The organism is Vibrio sp. PBL-C16 (genome assembly GCF_034321865.1).
In the GTDB taxonomy this organism is placed as follows: domain Bacteria; phylum Pseudomonadota; class Gammaproteobacteria; order Enterobacterales; family Vibrionaceae; genus Vibrio; species Vibrio alginolyticus.
This window is the reverse complement of sequence record NZ_JAXLNY010000002.1, coordinates 2,808,294-2,829,689: the sequence shown is the minus strand read 5'-3', so window position 1 is coordinate 2,829,689 and position 21,396 is coordinate 2,808,294. Positions and strand designations below refer to the sequence as shown.

Annotated in this window: 35 protein-coding genes; 31 read left to right on the top strand and 4 right to left on the bottom strand. The window is 45.4% G+C overall.

The window, feature by feature from the left end; translation table 11 throughout:
- Positions 1–257: 257 nt before the first annotated feature.
- Positions 258–2,462 carry a primosomal protein N' gene (gene priA / locus UQW94_RS21230; protein ID WP_262606784.1) on the bottom strand — a complete coding sequence of 735 codons (2,205 nt, stop codon included), beginning with the start codon at positions 2,460–2,462 and terminating at the stop codon, positions 258–260.
- A gap of 296 nt (positions 2,463–2,758) precedes the next feature.
- Between priA and rpmE the strand changes: the two genes are divergently transcribed.
- The 29 genes from rpmE (at position 2,759) to rplQ (ending at position 17,096) form a co-directional block, all read left to right on the top strand.
- On the top strand, positions 2,759–2,980 hold the full coding sequence (gene rpmE, locus UQW94_RS21225; protein ID WP_005379546.1) for a 50S ribosomal protein L31: 222 nt from the start codon (positions 2,759–2,761) through the stop codon (positions 2,978–2,980).
- Between the two features lie 456 nt (positions 2,981–3,436).
- The gene (gene rpsJ / locus UQW94_RS21220) at positions 3,437–3,748 is read left to right on the top strand and encodes a 30S ribosomal protein S10 (RefSeq protein ID WP_004410492.1); all 312 of its coding nucleotides are present in this window, start codon (positions 3,437–3,439) and stop codon (positions 3,746–3,748) included.
- Between the two features lie 14 nt (positions 3,749–3,762).
- Positions 3,763–4,392 carry a 50S ribosomal protein L3 gene (gene rplC, locus UQW94_RS21215; protein ID WP_005379555.1) on the top strand — a complete coding sequence of 210 codons (630 nt, stop codon included), beginning with the start codon at positions 3,763–3,765 and terminating at the stop codon, positions 4,390–4,392.
- A gap of 17 nt (positions 4,393–4,409) precedes the next feature.
- The gene (gene rplD / locus UQW94_RS21210) at positions 4,410–5,012 is read left to right on the top strand and encodes a 50S ribosomal protein L4 (RefSeq protein WP_005379556.1); all 603 of its coding nucleotides are present in this window, start codon (positions 4,410–4,412) and stop codon (positions 5,010–5,012) included.
- Entirely contained in the window at positions 5,009–5,311 is a 303-nt protein-coding gene (gene rplW, locus UQW94_RS21205) for a 50S ribosomal protein L23 (RefSeq protein WP_004398471.1), read from the top strand. Before rplD ends, rplW begins: the two co-directional genes overlap by 4 nt.
- A gap of 15 nt (positions 5,312–5,326) precedes the next feature.
- Complete coding sequence (rplB, locus tag UQW94_RS21200; RefSeq protein ID WP_005383168.1) at positions 5,327–6,151, top strand: 50S ribosomal protein L2; 825 nt, start codon at positions 5,327–5,329, stop codon at positions 6,149–6,151.
- A gap of 21 nt (positions 6,152–6,172) precedes the next feature.
- Positions 6,173–6,451 (top strand): 30S ribosomal protein S19, encoded by a 279-nt coding sequence (gene rpsS / locus UQW94_RS21195; RefSeq protein ID WP_004394525.1) that lies wholly within the window; start codon positions 6,173–6,175, stop codon positions 6,449–6,451.
- Positions 6,452–6,461: 10 nt separating this feature from the next.
- Positions 6,462–6,794: a 50S ribosomal protein L22 gene (rplV, locus tag UQW94_RS21190; RefSeq protein ID WP_005383164.1), complete on the top strand. Its 333-nt coding sequence runs from the start codon at positions 6,462–6,464 to the stop codon at positions 6,792–6,794.
- 18 nt (positions 6,795–6,812) lie between these two features.
- Positions 6,813–7,511, top strand: a complete 699-nt coding sequence (gene rpsC, locus UQW94_RS21185; protein ID WP_005383161.1) for a 30S ribosomal protein S3 — start codon at positions 6,813–6,815, stop codon at positions 7,509–7,511.
- A gap of 11 nt (positions 7,512–7,522) precedes the next feature.
- Entirely contained in the window at positions 7,523–7,933 is a 411-nt protein-coding gene (rplP, locus tag UQW94_RS21180; protein ID WP_005379577.1) for a 50S ribosomal protein L16, read from the top strand.
- Complete coding sequence (gene rpmC, locus UQW94_RS21175) at positions 7,933–8,124, top strand: 50S ribosomal protein L29 (protein ID WP_005379576.1); 192 nt, start codon at positions 7,933–7,935, stop codon at positions 8,122–8,124. The genes rplP and rpmC overlap by 1 nt, the downstream gene beginning before the upstream one ends.
- The gene (gene rpsQ, locus UQW94_RS21170) at positions 8,124–8,378 is read left to right on the top strand and encodes a 30S ribosomal protein S17 (RefSeq protein WP_005379575.1); all 255 of its coding nucleotides are present in this window, start codon (positions 8,124–8,126) and stop codon (positions 8,376–8,378) included. The genes rpmC and rpsQ overlap by 1 nt, the downstream gene beginning before the upstream one ends.
- Before the next feature lie 162 nt (positions 8,379–8,540).
- Positions 8,541–8,912 carry a 50S ribosomal protein L14 gene (gene rplN / locus UQW94_RS21165; protein ID WP_004410450.1) on the top strand — a complete coding sequence of 124 codons (372 nt, stop codon included), beginning with the start codon at positions 8,541–8,543 and terminating at the stop codon, positions 8,910–8,912.
- Positions 8,913–8,925: 13 nt separating this feature from the next.
- A complete protein-coding gene (gene rplX, locus UQW94_RS21160; protein ID WP_005379574.1) occupies positions 8,926–9,243 on the top strand; it encodes a 50S ribosomal protein L24 in 318 nt (105 codons plus the stop codon).
- A gap of 23 nt (positions 9,244–9,266) precedes the next feature.
- Positions 9,267–9,806: a 50S ribosomal protein L5 gene (gene rplE, locus UQW94_RS21155; RefSeq protein WP_005379573.1), complete on the top strand. Its 540-nt coding sequence runs from the start codon at positions 9,267–9,269 to the stop codon at positions 9,804–9,806.
- A 17-nt stretch (positions 9,807–9,823) separates the two neighbouring features.
- Complete coding sequence (gene rpsN, locus UQW94_RS21150) at positions 9,824–10,129, top strand: 30S ribosomal protein S14 (RefSeq protein ID WP_004410442.1); 306 nt, start codon at positions 9,824–9,826, stop codon at positions 10,127–10,129.
- A 29-nt stretch (positions 10,130–10,158) separates the two neighbouring features.
- Entirely contained in the window at positions 10,159–10,551 is a 393-nt protein-coding gene (gene rpsH / locus UQW94_RS21145) for a 30S ribosomal protein S8 (RefSeq protein ID WP_005379572.1), read from the top strand.
- 13 nt (positions 10,552–10,564) lie between these two features.
- The gene (gene rplF / locus UQW94_RS21140; RefSeq protein WP_005379570.1) at positions 10,565–11,098 is read left to right on the top strand and encodes a 50S ribosomal protein L6; all 534 of its coding nucleotides are present in this window, start codon (positions 10,565–10,567) and stop codon (positions 11,096–11,098) included.
- Between the two features lie 9 nt (positions 11,099–11,107).
- Positions 11,108–11,461, top strand: a complete 354-nt coding sequence (gene rplR, locus UQW94_RS21135) for a 50S ribosomal protein L18 (RefSeq protein WP_005379568.1) — start codon at positions 11,108–11,110, stop codon at positions 11,459–11,461.
- Positions 11,462–11,475: 14 nt separating this feature from the next.
- Positions 11,476–11,979 (top strand): 30S ribosomal protein S5, encoded by a 504-nt coding sequence (rpsE, locus tag UQW94_RS21130; RefSeq protein WP_004745894.1) that lies wholly within the window; start codon positions 11,476–11,478, stop codon positions 11,977–11,979.
- 7 nt (positions 11,980–11,986) lie between these two features.
- Positions 11,987–12,163, top strand: a complete 177-nt coding sequence (gene rpmD / locus UQW94_RS21125) for a 50S ribosomal protein L30 (RefSeq protein WP_005379565.1) — start codon at positions 11,987–11,989, stop codon at positions 12,161–12,163.
- Between the two features lie 5 nt (positions 12,164–12,168).
- Positions 12,169–12,603: a 50S ribosomal protein L15 gene (gene rplO, locus UQW94_RS21120; RefSeq protein WP_005383155.1), complete on the top strand. Its 435-nt coding sequence runs from the start codon at positions 12,169–12,171 to the stop codon at positions 12,601–12,603.
- Positions 12,604–12,623: 20 nt separating this feature from the next.
- The gene (secY, locus tag UQW94_RS21115) at positions 12,624–13,958 is read left to right on the top strand and encodes a preprotein translocase subunit SecY (protein WP_005379562.1); all 1,335 of its coding nucleotides are present in this window, start codon (positions 12,624–12,626) and stop codon (positions 13,956–13,958) included.
- Positions 13,959–13,996: 38 nt separating this feature from the next.
- Positions 13,997–14,110, top strand: a complete 114-nt coding sequence (gene rpmJ / locus UQW94_RS21110) for a 50S ribosomal protein L36 (protein WP_000868186.1) — start codon at positions 13,997–13,999, stop codon at positions 14,108–14,110.
- 149 nt (positions 14,111–14,259) lie between these two features.
- Positions 14,260–14,616 (top strand): 30S ribosomal protein S13, encoded by a 357-nt coding sequence (gene rpsM, locus UQW94_RS21105; RefSeq protein ID WP_005383154.1) that lies wholly within the window; start codon positions 14,260–14,262, stop codon positions 14,614–14,616.
- A gap of 18 nt (positions 14,617–14,634) precedes the next feature.
- Positions 14,635–15,024, top strand: a complete 390-nt coding sequence (gene rpsK / locus UQW94_RS21100) for a 30S ribosomal protein S11 (RefSeq protein ID WP_001118870.1) — start codon at positions 14,635–14,637, stop codon at positions 15,022–15,024.
- 27 nt (positions 15,025–15,051) lie between these two features.
- Entirely contained in the window at positions 15,052–15,672 is a 621-nt protein-coding gene (gene rpsD, locus UQW94_RS21095; RefSeq protein WP_005383146.1) for a 30S ribosomal protein S4, read from the top strand.
- Positions 15,673–15,696: 24 nt separating this feature from the next.
- Positions 15,697–16,689 carry a DNA-directed RNA polymerase subunit alpha gene (locus UQW94_RS21090; protein WP_005383143.1) on the top strand — a complete coding sequence of 331 codons (993 nt, stop codon included), beginning with the start codon at positions 15,697–15,699 and terminating at the stop codon, positions 16,687–16,689.
- Positions 16,690–16,715: 26 nt separating this feature from the next.
- Complete coding sequence (gene rplQ, locus UQW94_RS21085) at positions 16,716–17,096, top strand: 50S ribosomal protein L17 (protein WP_322142539.1); 381 nt, start codon at positions 16,716–16,718, stop codon at positions 17,094–17,096.
- Between the two features lie 135 nt (positions 17,097–17,231).
- On the opposite strand, the gene UQW94_RS21080 is transcribed toward rplQ, so the two are convergent.
- Together UQW94_RS21080 and UQW94_RS21075 are read right to left on the bottom strand one after the other, a co-directional pair.
- Positions 17,232–17,711 carry a DUF2780 domain-containing protein gene (locus UQW94_RS21080; protein ID WP_017820297.1) on the bottom strand — a complete coding sequence of 160 codons (480 nt, stop codon included), beginning with the start codon at positions 17,709–17,711 and terminating at the stop codon, positions 17,232–17,234.
- 153 nt (positions 17,712–17,864) lie between these two features.
- Positions 17,865–18,485 (bottom strand): FKBP-type peptidyl-prolyl cis-trans isomerase, encoded by a 621-nt coding sequence (locus tag UQW94_RS21075; protein WP_005383137.1) that lies wholly within the window; start codon positions 18,483–18,485, stop codon positions 17,865–17,867.
- A gap of 232 nt (positions 18,486–18,717) precedes the next feature.
- Between UQW94_RS21075 and UQW94_RS21070 the strand changes: the two genes are divergently transcribed.
- A complete protein-coding gene (locus UQW94_RS21070) occupies positions 18,718–19,314 on the top strand; it encodes a LysM-like peptidoglycan-binding domain-containing protein (RefSeq protein WP_017820296.1) in 597 nt (198 codons plus the stop codon).
- Positions 19,315–19,405: 91 nt separating this feature from the next.
- Here UQW94_RS21070 and UQW94_RS21065 read toward each other — a convergent pair whose 3' ends face one another.
- Positions 19,406–19,867: a GNAT family N-acetyltransferase gene (locus UQW94_RS21065; protein WP_167415719.1), complete on the bottom strand. Its 462-nt coding sequence runs from the start codon at positions 19,865–19,867 to the stop codon at positions 19,406–19,408.
- A 142-nt stretch (positions 19,868–20,009) separates the two neighbouring features.
- Between UQW94_RS21065 and dbpA the strand changes: the two genes are divergently transcribed.
- Positions 20,010–21,389 (top strand): ATP-dependent RNA helicase DbpA, encoded by a 1,380-nt coding sequence (dbpA, locus tag UQW94_RS21060; protein ID WP_005379583.1) that lies wholly within the window; start codon positions 20,010–20,012, stop codon positions 21,387–21,389.
- The last annotated feature ends 7 nt before the right edge of the window (positions 21,390–21,396 follow it).

The window sequence follows — 21,396 nt, the reverse complement described above, 5'->3', positions numbered from 1 at the left end:
ACCGAGTTAGAGCTGTGTTTGCTCTTCGCTCAGTTCGTGTTAACGAGTGGGAAAATGGATTCTTCACCGCGATATCAATTTGTGGGAATAGTCATTGTTTTAATCTAAGCCTGTGCAAACAAGTCACTTTAGACTTTTCTAATTTGGATAGTCTATTCATTTCTAAAGTGAAAGTTACGGTCTGTTTAACAAAAATTGTAATCTTGGTGTGATTCTGGTCACATTAAATGGTAATTCATTACATAGTTAAACGTTTGCTAGCTGAGATCTTGTGGTTCTATGTCTAAATTCCAGCGTACTTTCTTAGCATTTGGCAACAACTCAATAGCAGGTTTGGCACTGGTTAATAACTTTTGCATCAATGAACGATGCTGAGTTTGCAGTAATAGTTGCCAACGGTATTTACCAGCCCGCTTGGCCAAAGGTGAAGGAGTAGGGCCTAACACCATGCAGGAATCATCGAACAGAGGGTGTGACTCTAACGTAAAGCGAACCTGACGCAGGAAGTCTTCAACTACCTCACTTTGGTTCGCCTCTGCTTTAAACAGAGTCAAGAAACTATAAGGCGGAAGCTGAGCCAGTTTGCGTTCTTCCAGAGCAGTCATAGCAAAGTGGCGATAGTCTTTTTGAAGCAGGGCCTGCAGCAAGCTGTGCTCAGGATGGTGGGTTTGTAGGATAACCTCGCCAGGTTTACTTGCGCGGCCGGCACGACCTGCGACCTGAATAAACAACTGCGCTAGTCGCTCGGAAGCGCGGAAGTCACTACTATAAAGAGAGCCATCAACATCCAAAAGAGCAACGAGCGTTACATTTGGAAAATGGTGCCCCTTAGCCAGCATTTGGGTGCCAATCAGAATTTGATGTTCACCTTTACGAATCGATTCAAGGGCATCTTCCAAACTACCTTTGCGACGTGTGCTGTCTCTGTCGATGCGAATGGCGTTGTATTCTGGAAATAACTGAGCCAATTGTTGTTCGAGTTGTTCCGTTCCTACGCCGACGGTAACCAATTGGGTTGAACCACACCCCTGACATTGATGAATCACCGGTTGTTGTGAGCCGCAGTGATGGCAGCGTATTTCGTTGCTGTAATGGTGGAACGTATAGTACGCATCACAGCGTTTACATTCTGCAATCCAACCGCATTCATGGCACATCAAAGCGGGCGAAAAGCCTCGACGGTTAAGAAACAACATTACTTGATTGCCCGCTTTTAAATGCTTGCGCATTTCGGCAATCAGTTGGGCAGATAAGCCACTTTCTAAATACTGACCTTTTACATCTAACACTTTATTGGTGGTTGGTACGGCAGAGCCAGCTCGTTGGGTTAGTGTTAAATGGTGATATTTACCAGACAGCGCATTATGCAAAGTTTCTAATGCTGGCGTCGCTGAGCCGAGGATAATCGGTACTTGCTCTTTATGGGCGCGCATTACAGCAACATCGCGTGCATGATAACGCAAGCTATCTTGTTGTTTGTAAGAGGTGTCATGCTCCTCGTCCACAATGATAATCCCGAGATCAGCAAAAGGCGCGAGTAGGGCAGAGCGTGTGCCGATAATGATTCCGGCCGCTTTGTCGCGTGCAGAAAGCCACGCATTCAGACGCTCCGTCTCGTTTAACCCGGAGTGGATGACGTCAACTGGCACATTAAAACGGTGTTTAAAGCGGTTGATGGTTTGGGGCGTTAAGCCAATCTCTGGTACTAAAACCAAGGCTTGTTTCCCTTGCTCTAAAACTGGCTTGATAAGGTTTAAGTAAACTTCGGTTTTACCAGAGCCAGTTACTCCCTCTAATAAATAGCAAGCAAAGCCTGTTTGGCTATTTACACTCGCAATAGCCAGCGCTTGTTCGTGGTTGAGCTTTGGCTTTTCGACGTCGCATTCAACGTGCTGTCCCCACTGGGTGATTACAGGCTTCTTCTCGATACGTTCAATCCAGCCTTTCTCTTCTAAAGACTTTAGTACTGTTGAGGCTATCTCTTGGTCGACAAATTCCTGGTGAGGCAAAGCGCCGTTAACCAACATTTGCAAGACCTTCTGTTGTTTGACCGCTCGACGATCAAGCCCTTGCATCAGCTTGTCTTTACCGGATTCGGTAATTTGCCACTCTTGTAGCGTCGCAAAATCTGCAGGCTTTCCTTTACGTAGAGCTGCTGGCATCGCATTGTGTAGCGTATCTCCAAGTGGGTATTGGTAGAACTGGCTGCACCAAGTCAGCAACGAATAAAGCTTTTCAGACCATACCGGCTGAGAATCAAGAACTGCTTTGATTGGCTTGAGTTGATCTTTGGGAAAGTCCGATTGATTAACCATCGCGGTGACGATGCCAACTAACGTTTGGCGTCCAAAAGGTACGGAAACGCGTCCACCAATGATCGGAAACAGGTGCCCCGGAATGGCGTAATCAAATTGTTTGTCGAGCGGAACGGGTAATGCCACTCTAGCAATGGTTGGACGCATAAATTCTTAGCTATTAAAAAAGAGGGAAAGGAAATGAGAGTCTATTAAAATCGGTATGGAAATTCGAGTAAAGCAATGCGCTTCAGCGTGAATCGTGCCTCTATGATTAGTCTGGCTAAAAAAGTGGCGAAAAAGTTGCCAAATGTGTTGATCCGAGCAATGTGATTCTTTACTATATCGCGCCTTGAGATATGGCTTCGGCAATTAGTTGATGCGGTATCCCATTTTATTATTAATTGCGTGTGGTGTGCGGCTTAGATTCGTATAGCGACACGGCCTACTATTGAGGTTATCCCATGAAAGCTGGTATCCACCCAGAATACAAAGCAGTAAAAGCGACTTGTTCTTGCGGCAACTCTTTTGAGTTCAACTCTACTCTAGGTAAAGAGTCTATCCATCTAGACGTATGTGACAAGTGTCACCCATTCTACACTGGTAAGCAACGTATCGTTGATACAGGCGGCCGTGTTGATCGCTTCAACAAGCGTTTCGGTGCACTATCAAGCGGTAAGAAATAATAGCAGCCGCTATTACGATTACAGTTTAGAAAAGGACGCTTCGGCGTCCTTTTTGTTTTAATGGCTACCAAGCGAAGAGGAATGTATGGGGTTTGGAATATTCCCGATTATTTTTCACTCAGCGCTTGCAACCTAAAGTGTGATCTGTATAATGCAGCGCACTGGTTAAGCCAGTTGTGAACCAATGAGCAGTGAGGAGCGAGCAAATCTAAGGATTTGCGAGGTAATGTATACTCAGCTTATGTTCGCGGTTAATACAATTAGCTATCTTTTCTTCGGAAAAACTATCCTCAAAGGTGACTTTGGCATATAGGGATAGTTAATCGAAAATTAACTGACAATGCGTCCTAATCTTGGATGCTACGGTTTCACATAAATCAATCGGCATTCTCTCGTCTTGACGAGTTTGAGTGGCGATATTGTTTGTGTAATTTATTAAATTTGGAGCTCTGTCTCATGCAGAACCAACGTATCCGTATCCGCCTAAAAGCTTTCGATTACAAACTAATCGATGCTTCTACAGCGGAAATCGTTGAAACAGCTAAGCGCACTGGCGCACAGGTTCGTGGTCCAATCCCACTGCCAACTCGTAAAGAGCGTTTCACAGTTCTTATCTCTCCACACGTTAACAAGAAAGCACGTGACCAGTACGAAATCCGTACTCACAAGCGTCTAATCGACATCGTTGAGCCAACAGACAAGACTGTTGATGCTCTAATGCGTCTAGACCTTGCTGCGGGCGTTGACGTTCAAATTAGCCTAGGTTAAGGGAGATTAGAAGTATGATTGGTCTAATCGGTCGTAAAGTGGGCATGACCCGCGTATTTACTGAAGAAGGCGTTTCTATCCCAGTAACAGTTGTTGAGGTTGAAGCTAACCGTGTTTCTCAAGTGAAAACTCTTGAAACTGACGGCTACGCAGCAATCCAGGTTACAGCTGGTTCTAAGAAAGCTAACCGTGTAAACAAAGCTGAAGCAGGTCACTTTGCTAAAGCTGGCGTTGAAGCTGGTCGCGGTCTTTGGGAATTCCGTTTAGAAAACGGCGAAGAGTTCGAAGTTGGTTCAGAACTAACTGTTGAACTATTCAACGAAACTAAGAAAGTAGACGTTACTGGTACATCTAAGGGTAAAGGTTTCCAAGGCGCTGTTAAGCGTTGGAACTTCCGTACTCAAGATATGACTCACGGTAACTCATTGTCTCACCGTGCTCCTGGTTCTATCGGTCAATGTCAGACTCCAGGTCGCGTATTTAAAGGCAAGAAAATGGCAGGTCACATGGGTGCTGAGCGTGTAACGACTCAAAACCTAGAGATCGTACGTGTTGACGCTGAGCGCAACCTGCTTCTTATTAAAGGTGCAGTCCCAGGCGCAACTGGCGGCAACGTGATCGTTAAACCAGCTGTTAAAGCATAACGTCTCAGGAGTAAGTAATGGAACTAATGGTTAAAGGTGCCGATGCACTAACTGTTTCCGAAACTACTTTCGGACGTGAGTTTAACGAAGCTCTTGTACACCAAGTAGTTGTTGCGTACGCAGCAGGTGCTCGTCAAGGTACTCGTGCTCAAAAAACACGTTCAGAAGTTTCTGGCGGTGGCGCTAAGCCATGGCGTCAAAAAGGTACTGGCCGTGCGCGTGCTGGTACAATCCGTAGCCCAATCTGGCGTACAGGTGGTGTTACTTTTGCTGCGAAACCACAAGATCACAGCCAAAAAGTAAACAAAAAAATGTACCGTGGTGCTATGAAGAGCATTCTTTCTGAGCTTGTTCGTCAAGAGCGTCTAATCGTTGTTGATAACTTCTCAGTTGAAGCACCAAAGACTAAAGAGCTAGTTGCTAAGCTTAAAGAGCTTGAGCTAACTGACGCTCTAATCGTGACTAGCGAAGTAGATGAGAATCTATTCCTAGCTGCTCGTAACCTATACAAAGTTGACGCACGTGATGTTGCTGGTATCGATCCAGTATCTCTAATCGCGTTTGACAAAGTTGTAATGACTGCAGAAGCAGTTAAGCAAGTAGAGGAAATGCTAGCATGATCACTGAAGAGCGTATCCTAAAAGTTCTACGTGCACCGCACATCTCTGAAAAAGCAACTATGGCAGCTGAGAAAGCGAACACTATCGTTTTCAAAGTAGCTAAAGATGCGACTAAAAAAGAGATCAAAGCAGCTGTAGAAAAGCTATTTGAAGTTGAAGTTAAGTCTGTAAATACTCTTATCACTAAGGGTAAAACCAAACGTCAAGGTCTACGCCAAGGTCGCCGCAGCGACGTTAAGAAAGCGTACGTTACTTTGAAAGAAGGTCAAGATCTTGACTTCGTTGGCGGCGCGGAATAACAGGAGTAGTTAAAAATGGCTATTGTTAAATGTAAGCCGACTTCCCCTGGTCGTCGTCACGTTGTTAAAGTTGTTAACGCTGACCTACACAAGGGCAAGCCATACGCACCTCTTCTAGAGAAAAACTCTAAGAACGGTGGTCGTAACAACAAGGGTCGTATCACAGTACGTCACATCGGCGGTGGTCACAAGCACCACTACCGTGTAGTTGACTTCAAACGTACTAAAGATGGTATTCCAGCGACAGTTGAGCGTCTTGAATACGATCCAAACCGTAGCGCAAACATTGCTCTAGTTCTTTACAAAGACGGTGAGCGTCGCTACATCCTAGCACCTAAAGGTGTTGTAGCTGGTGATGTTATTCAGTCTGGTGTTGATGCACCAATCAAAGCTGGTAACACTCTACCAATGCGTAATATCCCAGTAGGTTCAACAGTACATAACGTTGAACTTAAGCCTGGTAAAGGTGGTCAGCTAGCTCGTTCGGCTGGTGCTTACGCTCAAATCGTTGCTCGCGACGGTGCGTACGTAACTATCCGTCTACGTTCTGGCGAGATGCGCAAAGTTCTTTCTGAAGGCCGTGCAACAATCGGTGAAGTTGGTAACTCTGAGCACATGCTACGTGAACTTGGTAAAGCAGGTGCATCACGTCATCGCGGTATCCGTCCAACGGTTCGTGGTGTTGTAATGAACCCGATTGACCACCCACATGGTGGTGGTGAAGGCCGTACTTCTGGTGGTCGTCACCCAGTATCTCCTTGGGGTATGCCTACTAAAGGCTTCAAGACTCGTAAGAACAAACGCACTGACAAGTACATCGTACGTCGTCGTAACAAGTAATCTATATAAAGAGGAATCGCCATGCCACGTTCTCTCAAGAAAGGTCCTTTTATTGACCTACACTTGCTGAAGAAGGTAGAGAAAGCGGTGGAAAGCGGAGACAAAAAGCCTATTAAGACTTGGTCCCGTCGTTCAATGATCATCCCTACGATGATCGGTTTGACCATCGCTGTCCATAATGGTCGTCAGCACGTACCAGTATTTGTAACTGATGAAATGATCGGTCACAAACTGGGTGAATTCGCACCAACACGCACTTACCGCGGTCACGCTGCGGATAAGAAAGCTAAGAAGCGCTAAGGAGTAGATAATGGAAGCAATTGCTAAACATAACTTTGCTCGCATTTCGCCTCAGAAAGCTCGCTTAGTTGCGGATCTAATCCGTGGTAAATCTGTTGACCAAGCTCTAGAAATCCTAACGTTCAGCAACAAAAAAGCTGCTGCACTAGTTAAGAAAGTTCTAGAGTCTGCTATCGCTAACGCGGAGCACAACGAAGGTGCAGATATTGACGATCTGAATGTCGCAAAAATCTTTGTAGATGAAGGCCCAACCATGAAGCGTATTATGCCTCGTGCTAAAGGTCGTGCGGATCGTATCTTGAAGCGTTCAAGCCACATCACTGTTGTTGTAGCAGATCGCTAGAGACTAGGAGAGTAAGCAATGGGTCAAAAAGTACATCCAAATGGTATTCGTCTAGGCATCGTTAAGCCTTGGAATGCTACATGGTTTGCTAACACCAAAGATTTCGCTGACAACCTAGACGGCGACTTCAAGGTACGTCAGTTCCTTACAAGTGAACTGAAAAAAGCGTCTCTATCACGTATCGTTATCGAGCGTCCTGCTAAGAGCATCCGTGTGACTATTCACACTGCTCGTCCAGGCGTTGTTATCGGTAAGAAAGGTGAAGACGTTGAGAAGCTACGCGCAGCTGTAGCTAAAATTGCAGGTGTACCAGCGCAAATTAACATCGCTGAAGTACGTAAGCCTGAACTAGATGCGCAACTTGTTGGTGACAGCATCGCGTCTCAGCTAGAGCGTCGTGTTATGTTCCGTCGTGCTATGAAGCGCGCAGTACAAAACGCAATGCGCCTAGGCGCTAAAGGTATCAAAGTGGAAGTAAGCGGTCGTCTAGGCGGCGCTGAAATCGCACGTTCAGAGTGGTACCGTGAAGGCCGTGTGCCTCTACACACTCTACGTGCTGACATTGATTACGCAACTTCTTCGGCTCACACTCAATACGGTGTGATCGGCATTAAAACTTGGATCTTCAAAGGTGAAATCCTAGGTGGTATGCCAGCAGCTAACGCTGTAGAGCCTAAAGGCGACAAGCCTAAGAAGCAGCGTAAAGGCCGTAAGTAAGGAGTCGACAGATGCTACAACCTAAACGTACTAAGTTCCGTAAGGTTCAGACTGGTCGTAACCGTGGTCTAGCTAAAGGTACTGATGTAAGCTTCGGCGAATTCGGTCTTAAAGCTGTTGGCCGTGGTCGTCTAACTGCTCGTCAAATCGAAGCGGCACGTCGTGCAATGACACGTCACGTTAAGCGTCAAGGTAAAATCTGGATCCGTGTGTTCCCAGACAAACCAATCACAGAAAAACCACTTGAAGTTCGTCAAGGTAAGGGTAAAGGTAACGTTGAGTACTGGGTAGCCCAAATCCAACCTGGTAAGGTTATGTACGAAATGGGTGGTGTACCTGAAGAATTGGCACGTGAAGCGTTCCGTCTTGCGGCACGTAAACTGCCTTTCAAAACTACATTTGTAACTAAGCAGGTGATGTGATGAAAGCACAAGATCTACGCGAGAAAAGCGTTGAAGAGCTTAACGCTGAGCTAATGAATTTGCTACGCGAACAGTTCAACTTGCGCATGCAAGCTGCGACTGGTCAACTACAGCAAACTCATACTCTGAAAGCTGTACGCCGTGATATCGCACGTGTGAAAACTGTTTTGACTGAGAAGGCAGGCGCATAATGAGCGAAGTAAAACGTACTCAACAAGGTCGTGTTGTTAGCGACAAGATGGACAAGTCTATCACTGTTGCTATCGAACGTTTCGTAAAACACCCAATCTACGGTAAATACGTAAAACGTACGACTAAAGTACACGCACATGACGAGAACAACGAGTGTGGCCTAGGCGACACAGTTGAAATCGCAGAGTGTCGTCCACTGTCTAAGACTAAGTCTTGGACTTTGGTAAAAGTTCTAGAAAAGGCGAAGATTTAATCTCGTTAATTCTATGAAACTAAAGCGGCTCCAAAATATTTTTGGAGCCGTTTATTTTTTGACTACCCAATCACAAAAAAGGGTGGTACAATTCGCGTCCCTTTTAAAGAGGCAGCCCGACCCGTGATGGGTCTAGTTATTAATATTTAGCGGAGCACTAACATGATCCAAATGCAAAGTATGCTGGACGCAGCTGATAACTCAGGCGCACGCAGCGTAATGTGTATTAAGGTTCTGGGTGGCTCTCACCGCCGTTATGCACATATCGGTGACGTCATCAAAGTTACTGTGAAGGAAGCAATCCCTCGCGGTAAAGTTAAAAAAGGTGATGTTCTGAAGGCGGTGGTAGTGCGCACCCGTAAAGGCGTACGTCGTCCTGACGGTTCTGTCATTCGCTTCGACCGAAATGCTTGCGTATTGCTAAACGACAATACTGAGCAACCAATCGGTACACGTATCTTTGGTCCTGTGACACGCGAACTTCGTGGCGATAAGTTCATGAAGATCGTTTCACTGGCTCCAGAAGTTCTGTAAGGAGCACGTAGAAATGGCAGCTAAAATCCGTCGTAATGACGAAGTAATCGTTCTTGCTGGTAAAGACAAAGGCAAGAAAGGTAAAGTAACTAAGGTTCTAGCAACTGGTAAAGTTATCGTTGAAGGTATCAACCTAGTTAAGAAACATCAGAAACCTGTTCCAGCTATGGGTATCCAAGGCGGTATCGTAGAGCAAGAAGCAGCTATCGACGTTTCTAACGTGGCTATCTTTAACGCAGCTACTGGTAAAGCTGACCGTATCGGTTTCCGTTTTGAAGACGGCAAAAAAGTTCGTTTCTTCAAGTCTAACGGCGAAACCGTTTCTAACTAATAGAAGTAATTTGGAGTTCTACTATGGCGAAACTGCATGATTACTACAAGTCGTCTGTAGTCGCTGAACTGACCAAACAGTTCGGTTACACAAGCGTCATGCAAGTCCCTAGAATCGAGAAAATCACCCTAAACATGGGTGTTGGTGAAGCAATCAACGATAAGAAACTGCTAGAAAATGCAGCGTCTGATATGGCAACGATCTCTGGTCAAAAGCCACTTATCACAAAAGCGCGCAAATCTGTTGCAGGTTTCAAAATCCGTGAAGGCTACCCTATCGGTTGTAAAGTAACCTTGCGTGGCGAACGTATGTGGGATTTTCTTGAGCGTTTAATTAACATCGCTCTTCCACGTGTACGTGACTTCCGTGGTGTTAGCGCTAAGTCTTTTGACGGTCGCGGTAACTACAGCATGGGCGTTCGCGAGCAAATCATCTTCCCGGAAATCGACTTTGATAAAGTTGATCGAGTACGCGGTCTAGACATCACTATTACGACGTCTGCTGGTACTGATGAGGAAGGCCGTGCTCTGCTGGCTGCCTTTAACTTCCCATTCCGTAAGTAAGGTGAAGGGTTACTGTTATGGCTAAAAATTCAATGAAAGCACGTGAAGCAAAACGTGCGAAGCTAGTAGCTAAGTTCGCTGAAAAGCGTGCAGCGCTAAAAGCTATCATCAGCGATGTAAACGCATCTGAAGAAGATCGTTGGAACGCGGTTCTTACACTGCAATCTCTTCCACGTGATTCAAGTGCATCACGTCAGCGCAACCGTTGCAACCAAACTGGTCGTCCACACGGTTACCTACGTAAGTTCGGTCTAAGCCGTATTAAGGTTCGTGAAGCTTGCATGAAAGGCGAGATTCCGGGTCTTCGTAAGGCTAGCTGGTAATTGCCACTTAATCATTTGGAGTAAATCATATGAGCATGCAAGATCCGATTTCGGATATGCTGACCCGCGTTCGTAACGGTCAGGCAGCAAACAAAGTTGCTGTAAAAATGCCTTCTTCAAAGCTTAAAGTTGCAATTGCTGCACTACTAAAAGCTGAAGGTTACATCGTTGACTTCGCTGTTGAAGGCGAAGCAAAACCTGAGCTAGAAGTTACACTTAAGTACTTCCAAGCTAAACCAGTAATCGAGCAACTTAAACGTGTTTCTCGTCCAGGTCTACGTGTTTACAAGAAGAAAGATGAACTTCCTTCTGTAATGGGTGGTCTTGGTATTGCTATCGTTTCTACTTCCAAGGGTCTTATGTCAGACCGCGCTGCACGTAAAGCAGGTCTTGGTGGTGAAATCATCGCTTACGTAGCTTAATAAGGAGTAGACTATGTCTCGTGTTGCAAAAGCACCTGTCGCTATTCCAGCTGGCGTAGAGGTGAAACTAAACGGCCAAGAAATCACTGTAAAAGGTGCGAAAGGCGAACTAACTCGCGTTCTTAACAACGCAGTTGTAATCGCTCAGGAAGAAAATAACCTGACTTTCGGTCCTAAAGAAGGTGTTGCTAACGCATGGGCTCAAGCAGGTACTGCTCGCGCTCTAGTTAACAACATGGTTGTTGGTGTTACTGAAGGCTTTACTAAGAAGCTAACTCTTAAAGGTGTAGGTTACCGTGCTGCTATCAAAGGCAACGCTGTAGGTCTAACACTAGGCTTCTCACACCCAGTTGAGCACGAGTTGCCAGCGGGTATTAAAGCTGAATGTCCAAGCCAAACTGAAATCGTGATCACTGGTGCTGACAAGCAACTAGTTGGTCAAGTTGCGGCTGACATTCGTTCTTACCGTGAGCCTGAGCCATACAAAGGCAAAGGTGTTCGTTACGCAGATGAAAATGTGCGTACTAAAGAAGCTAAGAAGAAGTAAGGTAACACTATGGATAAGAAAGCATCTCGCATCCGTCGTGCTACACGTGCACGTCGTAAGATTGCAGAACTGGGTGCGACTCGCCTAGTTGTACACCGTACTCCTCGTCACGTGTACGCACAGGTTATCGCGGCTAACGGCTCTGAGGTTATCGCAGCAGCTTCTACTGTAGAAAAAGCGATCCGTGAGCAAGTGAAATACACTGGTAACGTTGATGCAGCTAAAGCAGTGGGTAAAGCTATTGCTGAGCGCGCTCTAGAGAAGGGCGTAACTGCAGTTGCATTTGATCGTTCTGGTTTCCAATACCACGGTCGAGTAGCGGCGCTAGCAGAATCTGCTCGCGAAGCTGGTCTGAAATTCTAAGGTAGGGTTGGAAGATGGCTAAAGAACAACAAGTTCAAGCGAATGATTTGCAAGAAAAGCTAATCGCAGTTAACCGTGTTTCTAAAACGGTTAAAGGTGGTCGAATCATGAGCTTCACTGCACTAACAGTAGTTGGTGACGGTAACGGTCGTGTAGGTTTCGGTTACGGCAAAGCTCGTGAAGTACCTGCAGCGATTCAAAAAGCAATGGAAAAAGCGCGTCGTAACATGACTACGATCGCTCTAAACGAAGGCACTCTTCACCACCCAGTGAAAGGTCGCCATTCGGGCTCTAAAGTTTACATGCAGCCTGCTGCAGAAGGTACTGGTGTTATCGCAGGTGGTGCGATGCGTGCAGTACTAGAAGTTGCTGGTGTACACAACGTACTATCTAAAGCGTACGGTTCTACGAACCCTATCAACATCGTTCGTGCAACGATCGATGCACTAGGTAGCATGAAGTCACCAGAAATGGTTGCTGCTAAACGTGGTCTAACTGTTGAATCTATTTCGGAGTAAGAACACCATGGCAACTATTAAAGTAACTCAAACTAAAAGCTCAATTGGTCGTCTGCCAAAGCACAAAGCTACTTTGCGCGGTCTAGGTCTTCGTAAAATCAACCACACAGTAGAACTTGAAGATACTCCGTGTATTCGCGGTATGATCAACAAGGTTTACTACATGGTTAAAGTTGAGGAGTAATCAGAATGCGTTTGAATACTCTAGCACCGGCTGCTGGCGCGAAAACTTCTGCGAAGCGAGTAGGTCGTGGTATCGGTTCAGGCCTAGGTAAAACTGGTGGCCGTGGTCACAAAGGTCAAAAATCACGTTCTGGCGGCAGTGTTCGTCCAGGTTTCGAAGGCGGTCAGATGCCTCTGAAACAACGTCTACCAAAATTCGGTTTCACTTCTCGTAAGAGCCTAGTGTCTGCTGAAGTTCGTCTAGCTGAGCTAGCGAAAGTTTCTGGTGACGTAGTTGATCTAAACAGTCTTAAAGCTGCTAACATCATCACTAAGAACATCGAATTTGTAAAAGTTGTTCTTTCTGGTGAAATCAACAAAGCAGTGACTGTTAAAGGTCTACGTGTGACTAAAGGCGCTAAAGCTGCAATCGAAGCTGCAGGCGGTAAAATCGAGGAATAATCTCGAGGAACGAGGTACAGATGGCTAAGAAACCAGGACAAGATTTTCGTAGTGCTCAGAGCGGCTTAAGTGAACTAAAGTCGCGCTTGTTATTCGTAATTGGTGCACTTTTAGTATTCCGAGCCGGCTCTTTTGTGCCGATTCCTGGTATTGACGCTGCTGTACTTGCCGATTTGTTCGAACAGCAAAAAGGTACCATCGTTGAAATGTTTAACATGTTCTCCGGTGGTGCTCTTGAGCGTGCATCTATATTAGCATTGGGCATCATGCCGTATATTTCGGCATCTATTGTTGTCCAATTGCTAACTGTAGTTCATCCAGCGTTAGCTGAACTCAAAAAAGAGGGTGAAGCAGGCCGTCGTAAGATAAGCCAATACACACGCTACGGCACGCTTGTACTTGCAACCTTCCAAGCTATAGGTATTGCAACTGGCCTACCAAACATGGTCGACAATCTGGTTGTTATCAACCAAACCATGTTTACGCTAATTGCTACCGTAAGTTTAGTAACCGGTACCATGTTCTTGATGTGGTTAGGTGAACAAATTACAGAGCGCGGAATTGGTAACGGTATTTCGATACTGATTTTTGCAGGTATTGTTGCTGGATTGCCTTCTGCAATCGGTCAAACAATCGAGCAAGCGCGTCAAGGTGAATTGCATGTACTTCTTCTGTTGCTAATCGCGGTATTAGCTTTTGCAGTAATTTACTTCGTTGTTTTCATGGAACGTGGTCAACGCCGAATCGTCGTTAACTATGCGAAACGTCAACAAGGTCGTAAAGTGTTTGCTGCGCAAAGCTCGCACTTGCCTCTTAAAATTAACATGGCAGGTGTAATTCCAGCGATTTTTGCATCAAGTATTATCTTGTTCCCAGGAACATTGGCTCAGTGGTTTGGTCAAAACGGTGAGAGCAGCGCGTTCGGTTGGTTAACTGACGTGTCTTTGGCTCTTAGCCCTGGTCAACCGTTGTATGTAATGCTTTATGCAGCAGCAATTATCTTCTTCTGTTTCTTCTACACGGCGTTGGTTTTCAACCCGCGTGAAACAGCAGATAACTTGAAGAAGTCTGGTGCATTCGTACCCGGTATCCGCCCAGGTGAGCAGACAGCGAAATACATTGATAAAGTAATGACACGTTTAACCCTTGCTGGTGCACTGTACATTACCTTTATCTGTCTGATTCCCGAGTTCATGATGGTCGCGTGGAACGTACGTTTCTACTTCGGCGGTACATCGCTACTAATCGTAGTTGTTGTAATTATGGACTTTATGGCACAGGTACAGACTCATCTGATGTCTCAACAGTATGATTCTGTGTTGAAGAAAGCGAATCTGAAAGGCTACGGCCGTTAATCCGGCGGTAGACTCAGTTTCATTTACGGAGTTTAGCAATGAAAGTTCGTGCTTCCGTTAAAAAAATCTGCCGTAACTGTAAAGTAATCAAGCGTAACGGTGTCGTTCGCGTGATTTGCAGTGAGCCAAAGCACAAACAGCGCCAAGGCTAATTAGCAGAAATTTTTACTTGAAAATGAAGGTTGGGTCGAGTATATTCCTCGGCCTACCTTTTGCGTGCAAAAGAAGTAGTATTCCGCAGCGTATCCATAACGGGCTTTGCTGCGGCTAATTCTTTTATAGAAACACTTAGGAGTGAATAATGGCCCGTATAGCAGGCATTAACATTCCTGATCAGAAACATGCAGTAATCGCTCTAACAGCGATCTACGGCATCGGTAAAACTCGCTCTCAAGCTATCCTAGCTGAAGTGGGTATTGCTGAAAATGTTAAGATCAGTGAACTAACTGAAGAGCAGATCGATCAACTGCGTGATGGTGTAGCTAAGTACACTGTAGAAGGTGATCTACGTCGTGAAGTATCTATGAACATCAAGCGTCTTATGGACCTTGGCTGTTACCGTGGTCTTCGTCATCGTCGCAGTCTACCACTACGTGGACAGCGTACTAAAACCAACGCTCGCACCCGTAAGGGTCCGCGTAAGCCGATCAAGAAATAATCGGGAAGGTAGAGTACAATGGCTAAACAACCAACTCGCGCTCGTAAGCGCGTACGCAAGCAAGTTGCAGATGGCGTTGCGCACATCCATGCTTCTTTCAATAACACAATCGTAACCATTACTGACCGTCAAGGTAACGCTCTTGCATGGGCTACTGCAGGTGGTTCTGGTTTCCGTGGTTCTCGTAAGTCTACTCCGTTCGCTGCACAGGTTGCTGCTGAGCGTTGTGCTGAAATGGCTAAAGAATATGGCCTAAAGAACTTGGAAGTTATGGTTAAGGGTCCTGGTCCAGGTCGCGAATCTACTGTTCGTGCACTAAACGCCGCTGGTTTCCGCATCACAAACATCGTTGATGCTACACCAATCCCTCATAACGGTTGTCGTCCACCTAAGAAACGTCGCGTATAACGTTTCTAGGACAATTGGAGAAGAATCATGGCAAGATATTTGGGTCCTAAGCTGAAGCTTAGCCGTCGTGAAGGCACTGACTTATTCCTTAAGTCTGGTGTTCGCGCGATCGATACCAAGTGTAAAATTGATAACGCACCAGGTGTACACGGCGCTCGTCGCGGTCGTCTATCTGAGTATGGCGTTCAGCTTCGTGAGAAGCAAAAAGTACGTCGTATGTACGGCGTTCTAGAAAAACAATTCCGTAACTACTACAAAGAAGCTGCTCGCCTAAAAGGCAACACTGGTGAAAACCTACTTCAGCTTCTTGAAGGTCGTCTTGATAACGTAGTTTACCGCATGGGCTTTGGCGCAACTCGCGCAGAAGCACGTCAGCTAGTTAGCCACAAAGCTATCCTAGTAAACGGTAAAGTTGTAAACGTTCCTTCTTTCAAAGTAGCGGCTAATGACGTTGTTTCTATTCGCGAGAAAGCTAAACAGCAAGCTCGTATCAAAGCAGCTCTAGAAGTTGCTGAACAACGTGAAAAACCAACTTGGATTGAAGTAGATGGTGGCAAGATGGAAGGTACATTCAAGCGTATGCCTGAGCGTTCTGATCTATCAGCTGACATCAACGAACAATTGATCGTCGAGCTTTACTCTAAGTAAGGTTTAAACTAAAGAGAGGACACAATGCAGGGTTCTGTAACAGAATTTCTTAAGCCACGTCTAGTTGACATCGAACAAATCAGCTCGACTCACGCAAAAGTAACTCTTGAGCCATTAGAGCGTGGCTTTGGTCATACTCTGGGTAATGCACTTCGCCGCATCCTTCTATCTTCTATGCCAGGTTGTGCTGTAACAGAAGTAGAAATTGAAGGCGTACTTCATGAGTACAGCACGAAAGAAGGCGTTCAAGAAGATATTCTTGAAATTCTTCTAAACCTTAAAGGTTTGGCTGTGCGCGTTGCCGAAGGCAAAGATGAAGTGTTCATTACTTTGAACAAATCAGGCTCGGGCCCTGTGGTTGCAGGTGACATCACCCATGATGGTGATGTAGAGATCGCTAACCCTGAACACGTAATTTGTCACCTAACGGATGACAACGCTGAGATCGCAATGCGTATCAAAGTTGAACGTGGTCGTGGTTATGTTCCAGCTTCTGCGCGTATCCATAACGAAGAAGACGAGCGTCCTATCGGTCGCCTACTAGTAGATGCTACTTACAGCCCAGTAGACAAAATTGCCTACGCTGTAGAAGCAGCTCGTGTAGAACAGCGTACTGATCTAGACAAGCTTGTTATCGATATGGAAACAAACGGTACTCTAGAACCTGAGGAAGCAATCCGTCGTGCAGCTACAATCCTAGCTGAACAATTGGATGCATTCGTAGATCTTCGTGATGTACGAGTTCCTGAGGAGAAGGAAGAGAAGCCAGAATTCGATCCGATCCTACTGCGTCCTGTAGACGATCTTGAACTAACAGTTCGCTCTGCTAACTGTCTGAAAGCAGAAGCGATTCACTACATCGGTGATCTAGTACAACGTACTGAGGTTGAGCTACTTAAAACGCCTAACCTTGGTAAAAAATCTCTTACTGAGATTAAAGACGTACTTGCGTCACGTGGTCTGTCTCTGGGCATGCGCTTAGAAAACTGGCCACCTGCATCAATCGCTGAAGATTAATCGATACTAGTTAGAAGGATTAGGTCATGCGCCATCGTAAGAGTGGTCGTCAACTCAACCGCAACAGCTCACATCGCAAAGCGATGTTCAGCAACATGGCTAGCTCTCTAGTACGTCATGAAGTTATCAAGACTACTTTGCCAAAAGCAAAAGAGCTACGTCGCGTAGTTGAGCCTTTGATTACACTAGCTAAGACTGACAGTGTTGCTAACCGTCGTCTAGCATTTGCACGTACTCGTGACAACGAAGTAGTTGCAAAACTATTTAACGAACTAGGTCCACGTTTTGCTGCTCGTCAGGGCGGTTACACTCGTATCCTAAAAGCTGGCTTCCGTGCTGGTGATAAAGCTCCAATGGCTTACATTGAGCTTGTAGATTGCCCAGCTGCTGAAGAAGCTGCTGAGTAATCAGTTCGTAAGAACGAGAAAGCCGAGCATTAGCTCGGCTTTTTTGTATCTGTAATTCAGTAAACCTTTATATCCAGCCTGCATTTATTTCAACCCATGCAGACTGGCAATTTAAAAAGTGATTATCACTTGCGCTTATTTACTAGTATTCCACAACCCGCCCAACGAACTTAGAAGCCCTTCGCTAGCGCCTTGCTTGTTCAAGTAATCCAAGATTACTGGAGCAAACTGACTGATCATAGATGGGTCTAAACCTAACGTATCGAATGCACTTTTTACTGCACTGATATTCTCAATATTTCCTAGTAAGCTTTGTGCCCCTTGCAAGTTTGAAAGTCCAGGAATCAAAGACTGTAATTCACTACTATTTTCTTGCGAAAGCTGGCTTTGAGCCAAAGCGAGTAGCGCACCACTGCCTCCGGCTGCTTGCTCAGTGGATACTGGTAATTGGCTAGTTAGCATGTCTGTTAATGGAGATGACTCGGTGTTCAAGCTGCTGCCGACCATGTCCATCAGGCCACTTTCTTTACTTTTTTGAGTGACTGAATCTAAGAATGCGTGCGCACTACCAATGTTGATTGATAGGAGTGCTAGAGTTAGGAGTGTTTTACGCATAGTACCTCCAAAGGTTGAGCGTTTTTTAAAAGTGATTTTATTTTTAAAGGCTATCAGAGTGAAAGGTTCAGAGGTGAGAAAGTCTATTCAGTTTAGACAAAAAAACGGCGCTAGTGCGCCGTTTTATTTAATCATAATTGAAAATGGTTTCAATTAGATAATATCTAATAGTTCTACTTCGAAAACTAAAGCTGCAAATGGAGGGATAGCCGCACCAGCGCCACGCTCACCGTACGCAAGATCTTGTGGTACGTATAGCTTCCACTTAGAGCCAACAGGCATTAGTTGTAGTGCCTCTACCCAACCTTTGATTACACCTGTAACAGGGAATTCAGCAGGTTGACCGCGAGATACAGAGCTATCGAATACAGTACCATCAGTTAGCTCACCGTGGTAGTGAACGCGAACTGAGCTTTCTGCTGTAGGAACTGCACCAGTACCTTCAGAAATGATTTCGTACTGAAGACCAGAGTCTAGAACGTTAACTTCAGGTCGTAGAGCGTTGTCTTTTAGGAACGCTTCGCCTTCTGCTGCCGCAATTTTTGCTGCTTCTTGGCGAGCTGTTTCTGCACGAGTGTGAAGTTCTTGTAGTGCTTTGTTGATTTCATCAATTTCGATTGATGGCATGTCACCAGTTAGTGCTGTTGCAATACCTGCTGCGATAGCATCAACGCTAAGACCTTCAAGACCAGAGCCTGCAAGTTGCTGACCCATTTGCAGACCAATGCCGTAGCTTGCTTTTTGTTCTGCAGTTTCAAATTTAATTTCAGACATGAATGTCGCTCTTATTAGGAGTGATAAAGGTAACAGGATATCAGTTTCGAGCTTAGGTTTAAATGATTGCGACTGAATGCTTAAATGAGGCGGCCAGGTTGTGACTTATCTCTTACTCCAAGTGAAATTTCTGCTAATTTAATCCCAATTCCATTTTAGTTTGGTGAAAAACATATACTCTCCGCGTCGGTATTTTTATACTGACCGTAGAAGTATTAAGGGACTCATTACAATGAATCGTCGCAGAAAGAAAAAGCAGCAAGTCGACTATGTCGAATTGGTTAAACAAAAATTCGCTGCTATCGACTGGAAGCAGCCGTTCAACAAAGAGCAATGGTTGGAGCGTATACAGCCTGTTAAGCAGTTTTGGTTGCGTCTGCCTAAATTTCATCAGCGTGCTTTGATGGTCTTAGTGCCATTGATTCTGGTACTCCTTGTCATTCCTTTGCCAAATAAAACAGATCAACCAGTTGAGCAGACTGAGGTCGATCATCAACGCGTAGCGATTGAGCTGAACGCGCAGAGTTTAAGCCAGCAGAGAACCTCTCAGAACTCTGGACCGAAATCTGAAGACTGGAAAGAGTACACGGTTAAAAATGGTGATACATTAGCGCAGGTTTTCAGAAGTAATCAGCTCTCTATGGCGGATCTTAGCGCTCTGGTCAAAATAGAAGGCAGTGATAAGCCGCTAAGCCAAATAAAGCAGGGACAATTGATTCGCTTTAAGCTTAGTGACGAAGGTGAGTTAGATATGCTACAGCTGGAAAAAAGCGGGCGGTCCGTTATGTTTTTCCGTTTATCGGATGGGACCTTTGGACGTAACAAGTAAACGCTTCAAATGAAAAGACGCGAAGATATCGCGTCTTTTTAGTCAGTTTTTCATAGCGATTAGTTTTCATAGTAACCAATCGAGTTGAAGCTTATAGCGCTACGGATTCTTTCCGCATATCCACATGAGGGATACCATCTTCAAGATAGCACTCTGAGATAACATTGAATCCATGACTAGCATAAAACTGGATGAGGTGTTCTTGAGCACCTATATCTATTGTCTGTCCTGGCCATAATGTTTCGCATTGTGCCAAGGCCTTGTCCAATAACTTATGACCTAAGCCACCGCCTCGCGCGGTCTGCTTTGTCACCACTCGACCAATACTCACATTGTCATACGTAGTGCCTGCGGGCAGTAATCTTGCGCAAGCAACCAGTTCATCACCGTGATAGCCTATTAGATGATAAACGCCTTCGAGTGTGTCCTTACCATCAAGTTCAGGATAAGGGCAGGTTTGTTCAACAACGAATACATCCACACGCAATTTCATCATTTCATACAGCTGTGTGGTTGTTAGCTGAGCAAAGGGCAAAGTAATCCAAGTGAGCATGTTGTTATCCGTAGTGAGAATAGAGTGACTGACTTTACTTTGTTTTGAGCTCATACTCATTAACAAAGGTTAATTAGCACTGGTTTTCCCACCAAATCTGGTGATAATGTGCCCTCTTTCCATCTCACCTGAGGATATCCCCGTGAGCAAACAAACATTCGATCAAGTTGGGCTGAACCCAGCGTTACTCGCCACACTTGATTCCCTGAACTATACCCACATGACGCCAATTCAAGCTTTGAGCTTGCCTGCAATCCTAAAACATCGTGATGTCATCGGGCAGGGTAAAACGGGCTCAGGTAAAACCGCTGCATTTGGTTTAGGGGTTTTATCGAACCTCAACGTCAAACGCTTTCGTGTCCAGTCATTAGTATTGTGTCCAACACGTGAGCTTGCAGACCAAGTAGCGAAGGAAATTCGTACTTTAGGTCGCGGCATTCATAATATTAAAGTGCTTACTCTCTGCGGTGGGATGCCAATGGGGCCACAAATTGGTTCGCTGGAGCATGGTGCGCATATTCTAGTTGGTACACCTGGTCGTATTTTGGATCACCTTGAGAAAGGCCGAATTGATCTTAGCGAACTGAATACCTTGGTGCTAGATGAAGCTGATCGCATGTTGGACATGGGTTTCCAAGACGCATTAGATGCAATCATCGATGCAGCGCCAAAGCAGCGTCAAACTCTACTTTTCAGTGCTACTTTTCCAGAAAAAATTGAGCAAATTGCGCAGCGTATAATGCAGACACCGGAAGTGATTAAGGTGGAATCGACGCATGATACCTCAAGCATTGCGCAGTACTTCTATAAAGTTGAAGGCTCGGAAGCACGTGATGAAGCGTTGGCGAATTTGCTGCTGACTCACCAACCAGAGTCCGCGGTGGTTTTTTGTAATACCAAAAAAGAAGTTCAAAGTGTCGCAGATGAGTTGCATCACAAAGGATTCAGCGTTATCGATATCCATGGGGACTTAGAGCAGCGTGAACGCGACCAAGCATTGGTGCAGTTTGCTAACAAGAGTGTGTCTATCCTTGTTGCAACAGACGTTGCGGCGCGTGGTTTGGACGTTGATAATCTTGACGCTGTCTTTAACTTTGAGCTATCGCGCGATCCTGAGGTTCATGTGCACCGTATTGGTCGTACAGGTCGTGCGGGTAGTAAAGGTTTAGCGTTCAGCTTTTTTGGTGAGAAAGACGGTTTACGTGTAGCTCGTATTGAAGAATACCTAGAGATGGACGTGGTACCAGCAACATTGCCTGCCAAATCAAATCAGCAGCCATACCAAGCGAAAATGGTGACGATTAACATTGATGGCGGTAAGAAACAGAAAGTACGACCGGGTGATATTTTAGGTTGTTTGACAGGAAAAAATGGTATTCCAGGCTCTCAAGTCGGAAAGATTCACCTGTTCCCTGTGCGCGCTTATGTTGCCGTCGAAAAATCTGTGGCTAAAAAGGCTCTACAAACCATTAGTAACGGCAAGATGAAAGGGCGCCAGTTCCGGGCGCGAATTCTTAAATAGCTCAAAT

Excerpts from the sequence above, each read along its gene's own strand:
- priA (WP_262606784.1), bottom strand. The coding sequence starts at position 2,462 with ATGCGTCCAACCATTGCTAGAGTGGCATTACCCGTTCCGCTCGACAAA.
- rpmE (WP_005379546.1), top strand. The coding sequence starts at position 2,759 with ATGAAAGCTGGTATCCACCCAGAATACAAAGCAGTAAAAGCGACTTGT.
- rpsJ (WP_004410492.1), top strand. The coding sequence starts at position 3,437 with ATGCAGAACCAACGTATCCGTATCCGCCTAAAAGCTTTCGATTACAAA.
- rplC (WP_005379555.1), top strand. The coding sequence starts at position 3,763 with ATGATTGGTCTAATCGGTCGTAAAGTGGGCATGACCCGCGTATTTACT.
- rplD (WP_005379556.1), top strand. The coding sequence starts at position 4,410 with ATGGAACTAATGGTTAAAGGTGCCGATGCACTAACTGTTTCCGAAACT.
- rplW (WP_004398471.1), top strand. The coding sequence starts at position 5,009 with ATGATCACTGAAGAGCGTATCCTAAAAGTTCTACGTGCACCGCACATC.
- rplB (WP_005383168.1), top strand. The coding sequence starts at position 5,327 with ATGGCTATTGTTAAATGTAAGCCGACTTCCCCTGGTCGTCGTCACGTT.
- rpsS (WP_004394525.1), top strand. The coding sequence starts at position 6,173 with ATGCCACGTTCTCTCAAGAAAGGTCCTTTTATTGACCTACACTTGCTG.
- rplV (WP_005383164.1), top strand. The coding sequence starts at position 6,462 with ATGGAAGCAATTGCTAAACATAACTTTGCTCGCATTTCGCCTCAGAAA.
- rpsC (WP_005383161.1), top strand. The coding sequence starts at position 6,813 with ATGGGTCAAAAAGTACATCCAAATGGTATTCGTCTAGGCATCGTTAAG.
- rplP (WP_005379577.1), top strand. The coding sequence starts at position 7,523 with ATGCTACAACCTAAACGTACTAAGTTCCGTAAGGTTCAGACTGGTCGT.
- rpmC (WP_005379576.1), top strand. The coding sequence starts at position 7,933 with ATGAAAGCACAAGATCTACGCGAGAAAAGCGTTGAAGAGCTTAACGCT.
- rpsQ (WP_005379575.1), top strand. The coding sequence starts at position 8,124 with ATGAGCGAAGTAAAACGTACTCAACAAGGTCGTGTTGTTAGCGACAAG.
- rplN (WP_004410450.1), top strand. The coding sequence starts at position 8,541 with ATGATCCAAATGCAAAGTATGCTGGACGCAGCTGATAACTCAGGCGCA.
- rplX (WP_005379574.1), top strand. The coding sequence starts at position 8,926 with ATGGCAGCTAAAATCCGTCGTAATGACGAAGTAATCGTTCTTGCTGGT.
- rplE (WP_005379573.1), top strand. The coding sequence starts at position 9,267 with ATGGCGAAACTGCATGATTACTACAAGTCGTCTGTAGTCGCTGAACTG.
- rpsN (WP_004410442.1), top strand. The coding sequence starts at position 9,824 with ATGGCTAAAAATTCAATGAAAGCACGTGAAGCAAAACGTGCGAAGCTA.
- rpsH (WP_005379572.1), top strand. The coding sequence starts at position 10,159 with ATGAGCATGCAAGATCCGATTTCGGATATGCTGACCCGCGTTCGTAAC.
- rplF (WP_005379570.1), top strand. The coding sequence starts at position 10,565 with ATGTCTCGTGTTGCAAAAGCACCTGTCGCTATTCCAGCTGGCGTAGAG.
- rplR (WP_005379568.1), top strand. The coding sequence starts at position 11,108 with ATGGATAAGAAAGCATCTCGCATCCGTCGTGCTACACGTGCACGTCGT.
- rpsE (WP_004745894.1), top strand. The coding sequence starts at position 11,476 with ATGGCTAAAGAACAACAAGTTCAAGCGAATGATTTGCAAGAAAAGCTA.
- rpmD (WP_005379565.1), top strand. The coding sequence starts at position 11,987 with ATGGCAACTATTAAAGTAACTCAAACTAAAAGCTCAATTGGTCGTCTG.
- rplO (WP_005383155.1), top strand. The coding sequence starts at position 12,169 with ATGCGTTTGAATACTCTAGCACCGGCTGCTGGCGCGAAAACTTCTGCG.
- secY (WP_005379562.1), top strand. The coding sequence starts at position 12,624 with ATGGCTAAGAAACCAGGACAAGATTTTCGTAGTGCTCAGAGCGGCTTA.
- rpmJ (WP_000868186.1), top strand. The coding sequence starts at position 13,997 with ATGAAAGTTCGTGCTTCCGTTAAAAAAATCTGCCGTAACTGTAAAGTA.
- rpsM (WP_005383154.1), top strand. The coding sequence starts at position 14,260 with ATGGCCCGTATAGCAGGCATTAACATTCCTGATCAGAAACATGCAGTA.
- rpsK (WP_001118870.1), top strand. The coding sequence starts at position 14,635 with ATGGCTAAACAACCAACTCGCGCTCGTAAGCGCGTACGCAAGCAAGTT.
- rpsD (WP_005383146.1), top strand. The coding sequence starts at position 15,052 with ATGGCAAGATATTTGGGTCCTAAGCTGAAGCTTAGCCGTCGTGAAGGC.
- UQW94_RS21090 (WP_005383143.1), top strand. The coding sequence starts at position 15,697 with ATGCAGGGTTCTGTAACAGAATTTCTTAAGCCACGTCTAGTTGACATC.
- rplQ (WP_322142539.1), top strand. The coding sequence starts at position 16,716 with ATGCGCCATCGTAAGAGTGGTCGTCAACTCAACCGCAACAGCTCACAT.
- UQW94_RS21080 (WP_017820297.1), bottom strand. The coding sequence starts at position 17,711 with ATGCGTAAAACACTCCTAACTCTAGCACTCCTATCAATCAACATTGGT.
- UQW94_RS21075 (WP_005383137.1), bottom strand. The coding sequence starts at position 18,485 with ATGTCTGAAATTAAATTTGAAACTGCAGAACAAAAAGCAAGCTACGGC.
- UQW94_RS21070 (WP_017820296.1), top strand. The coding sequence starts at position 18,718 with ATGAATCGTCGCAGAAAGAAAAAGCAGCAAGTCGACTATGTCGAATTG.
- UQW94_RS21065 (WP_167415719.1), bottom strand. The coding sequence starts at position 19,867 with ATGCTCACTTGGATTACTTTGCCCTTTGCTCAGCTAACAACCACACAG.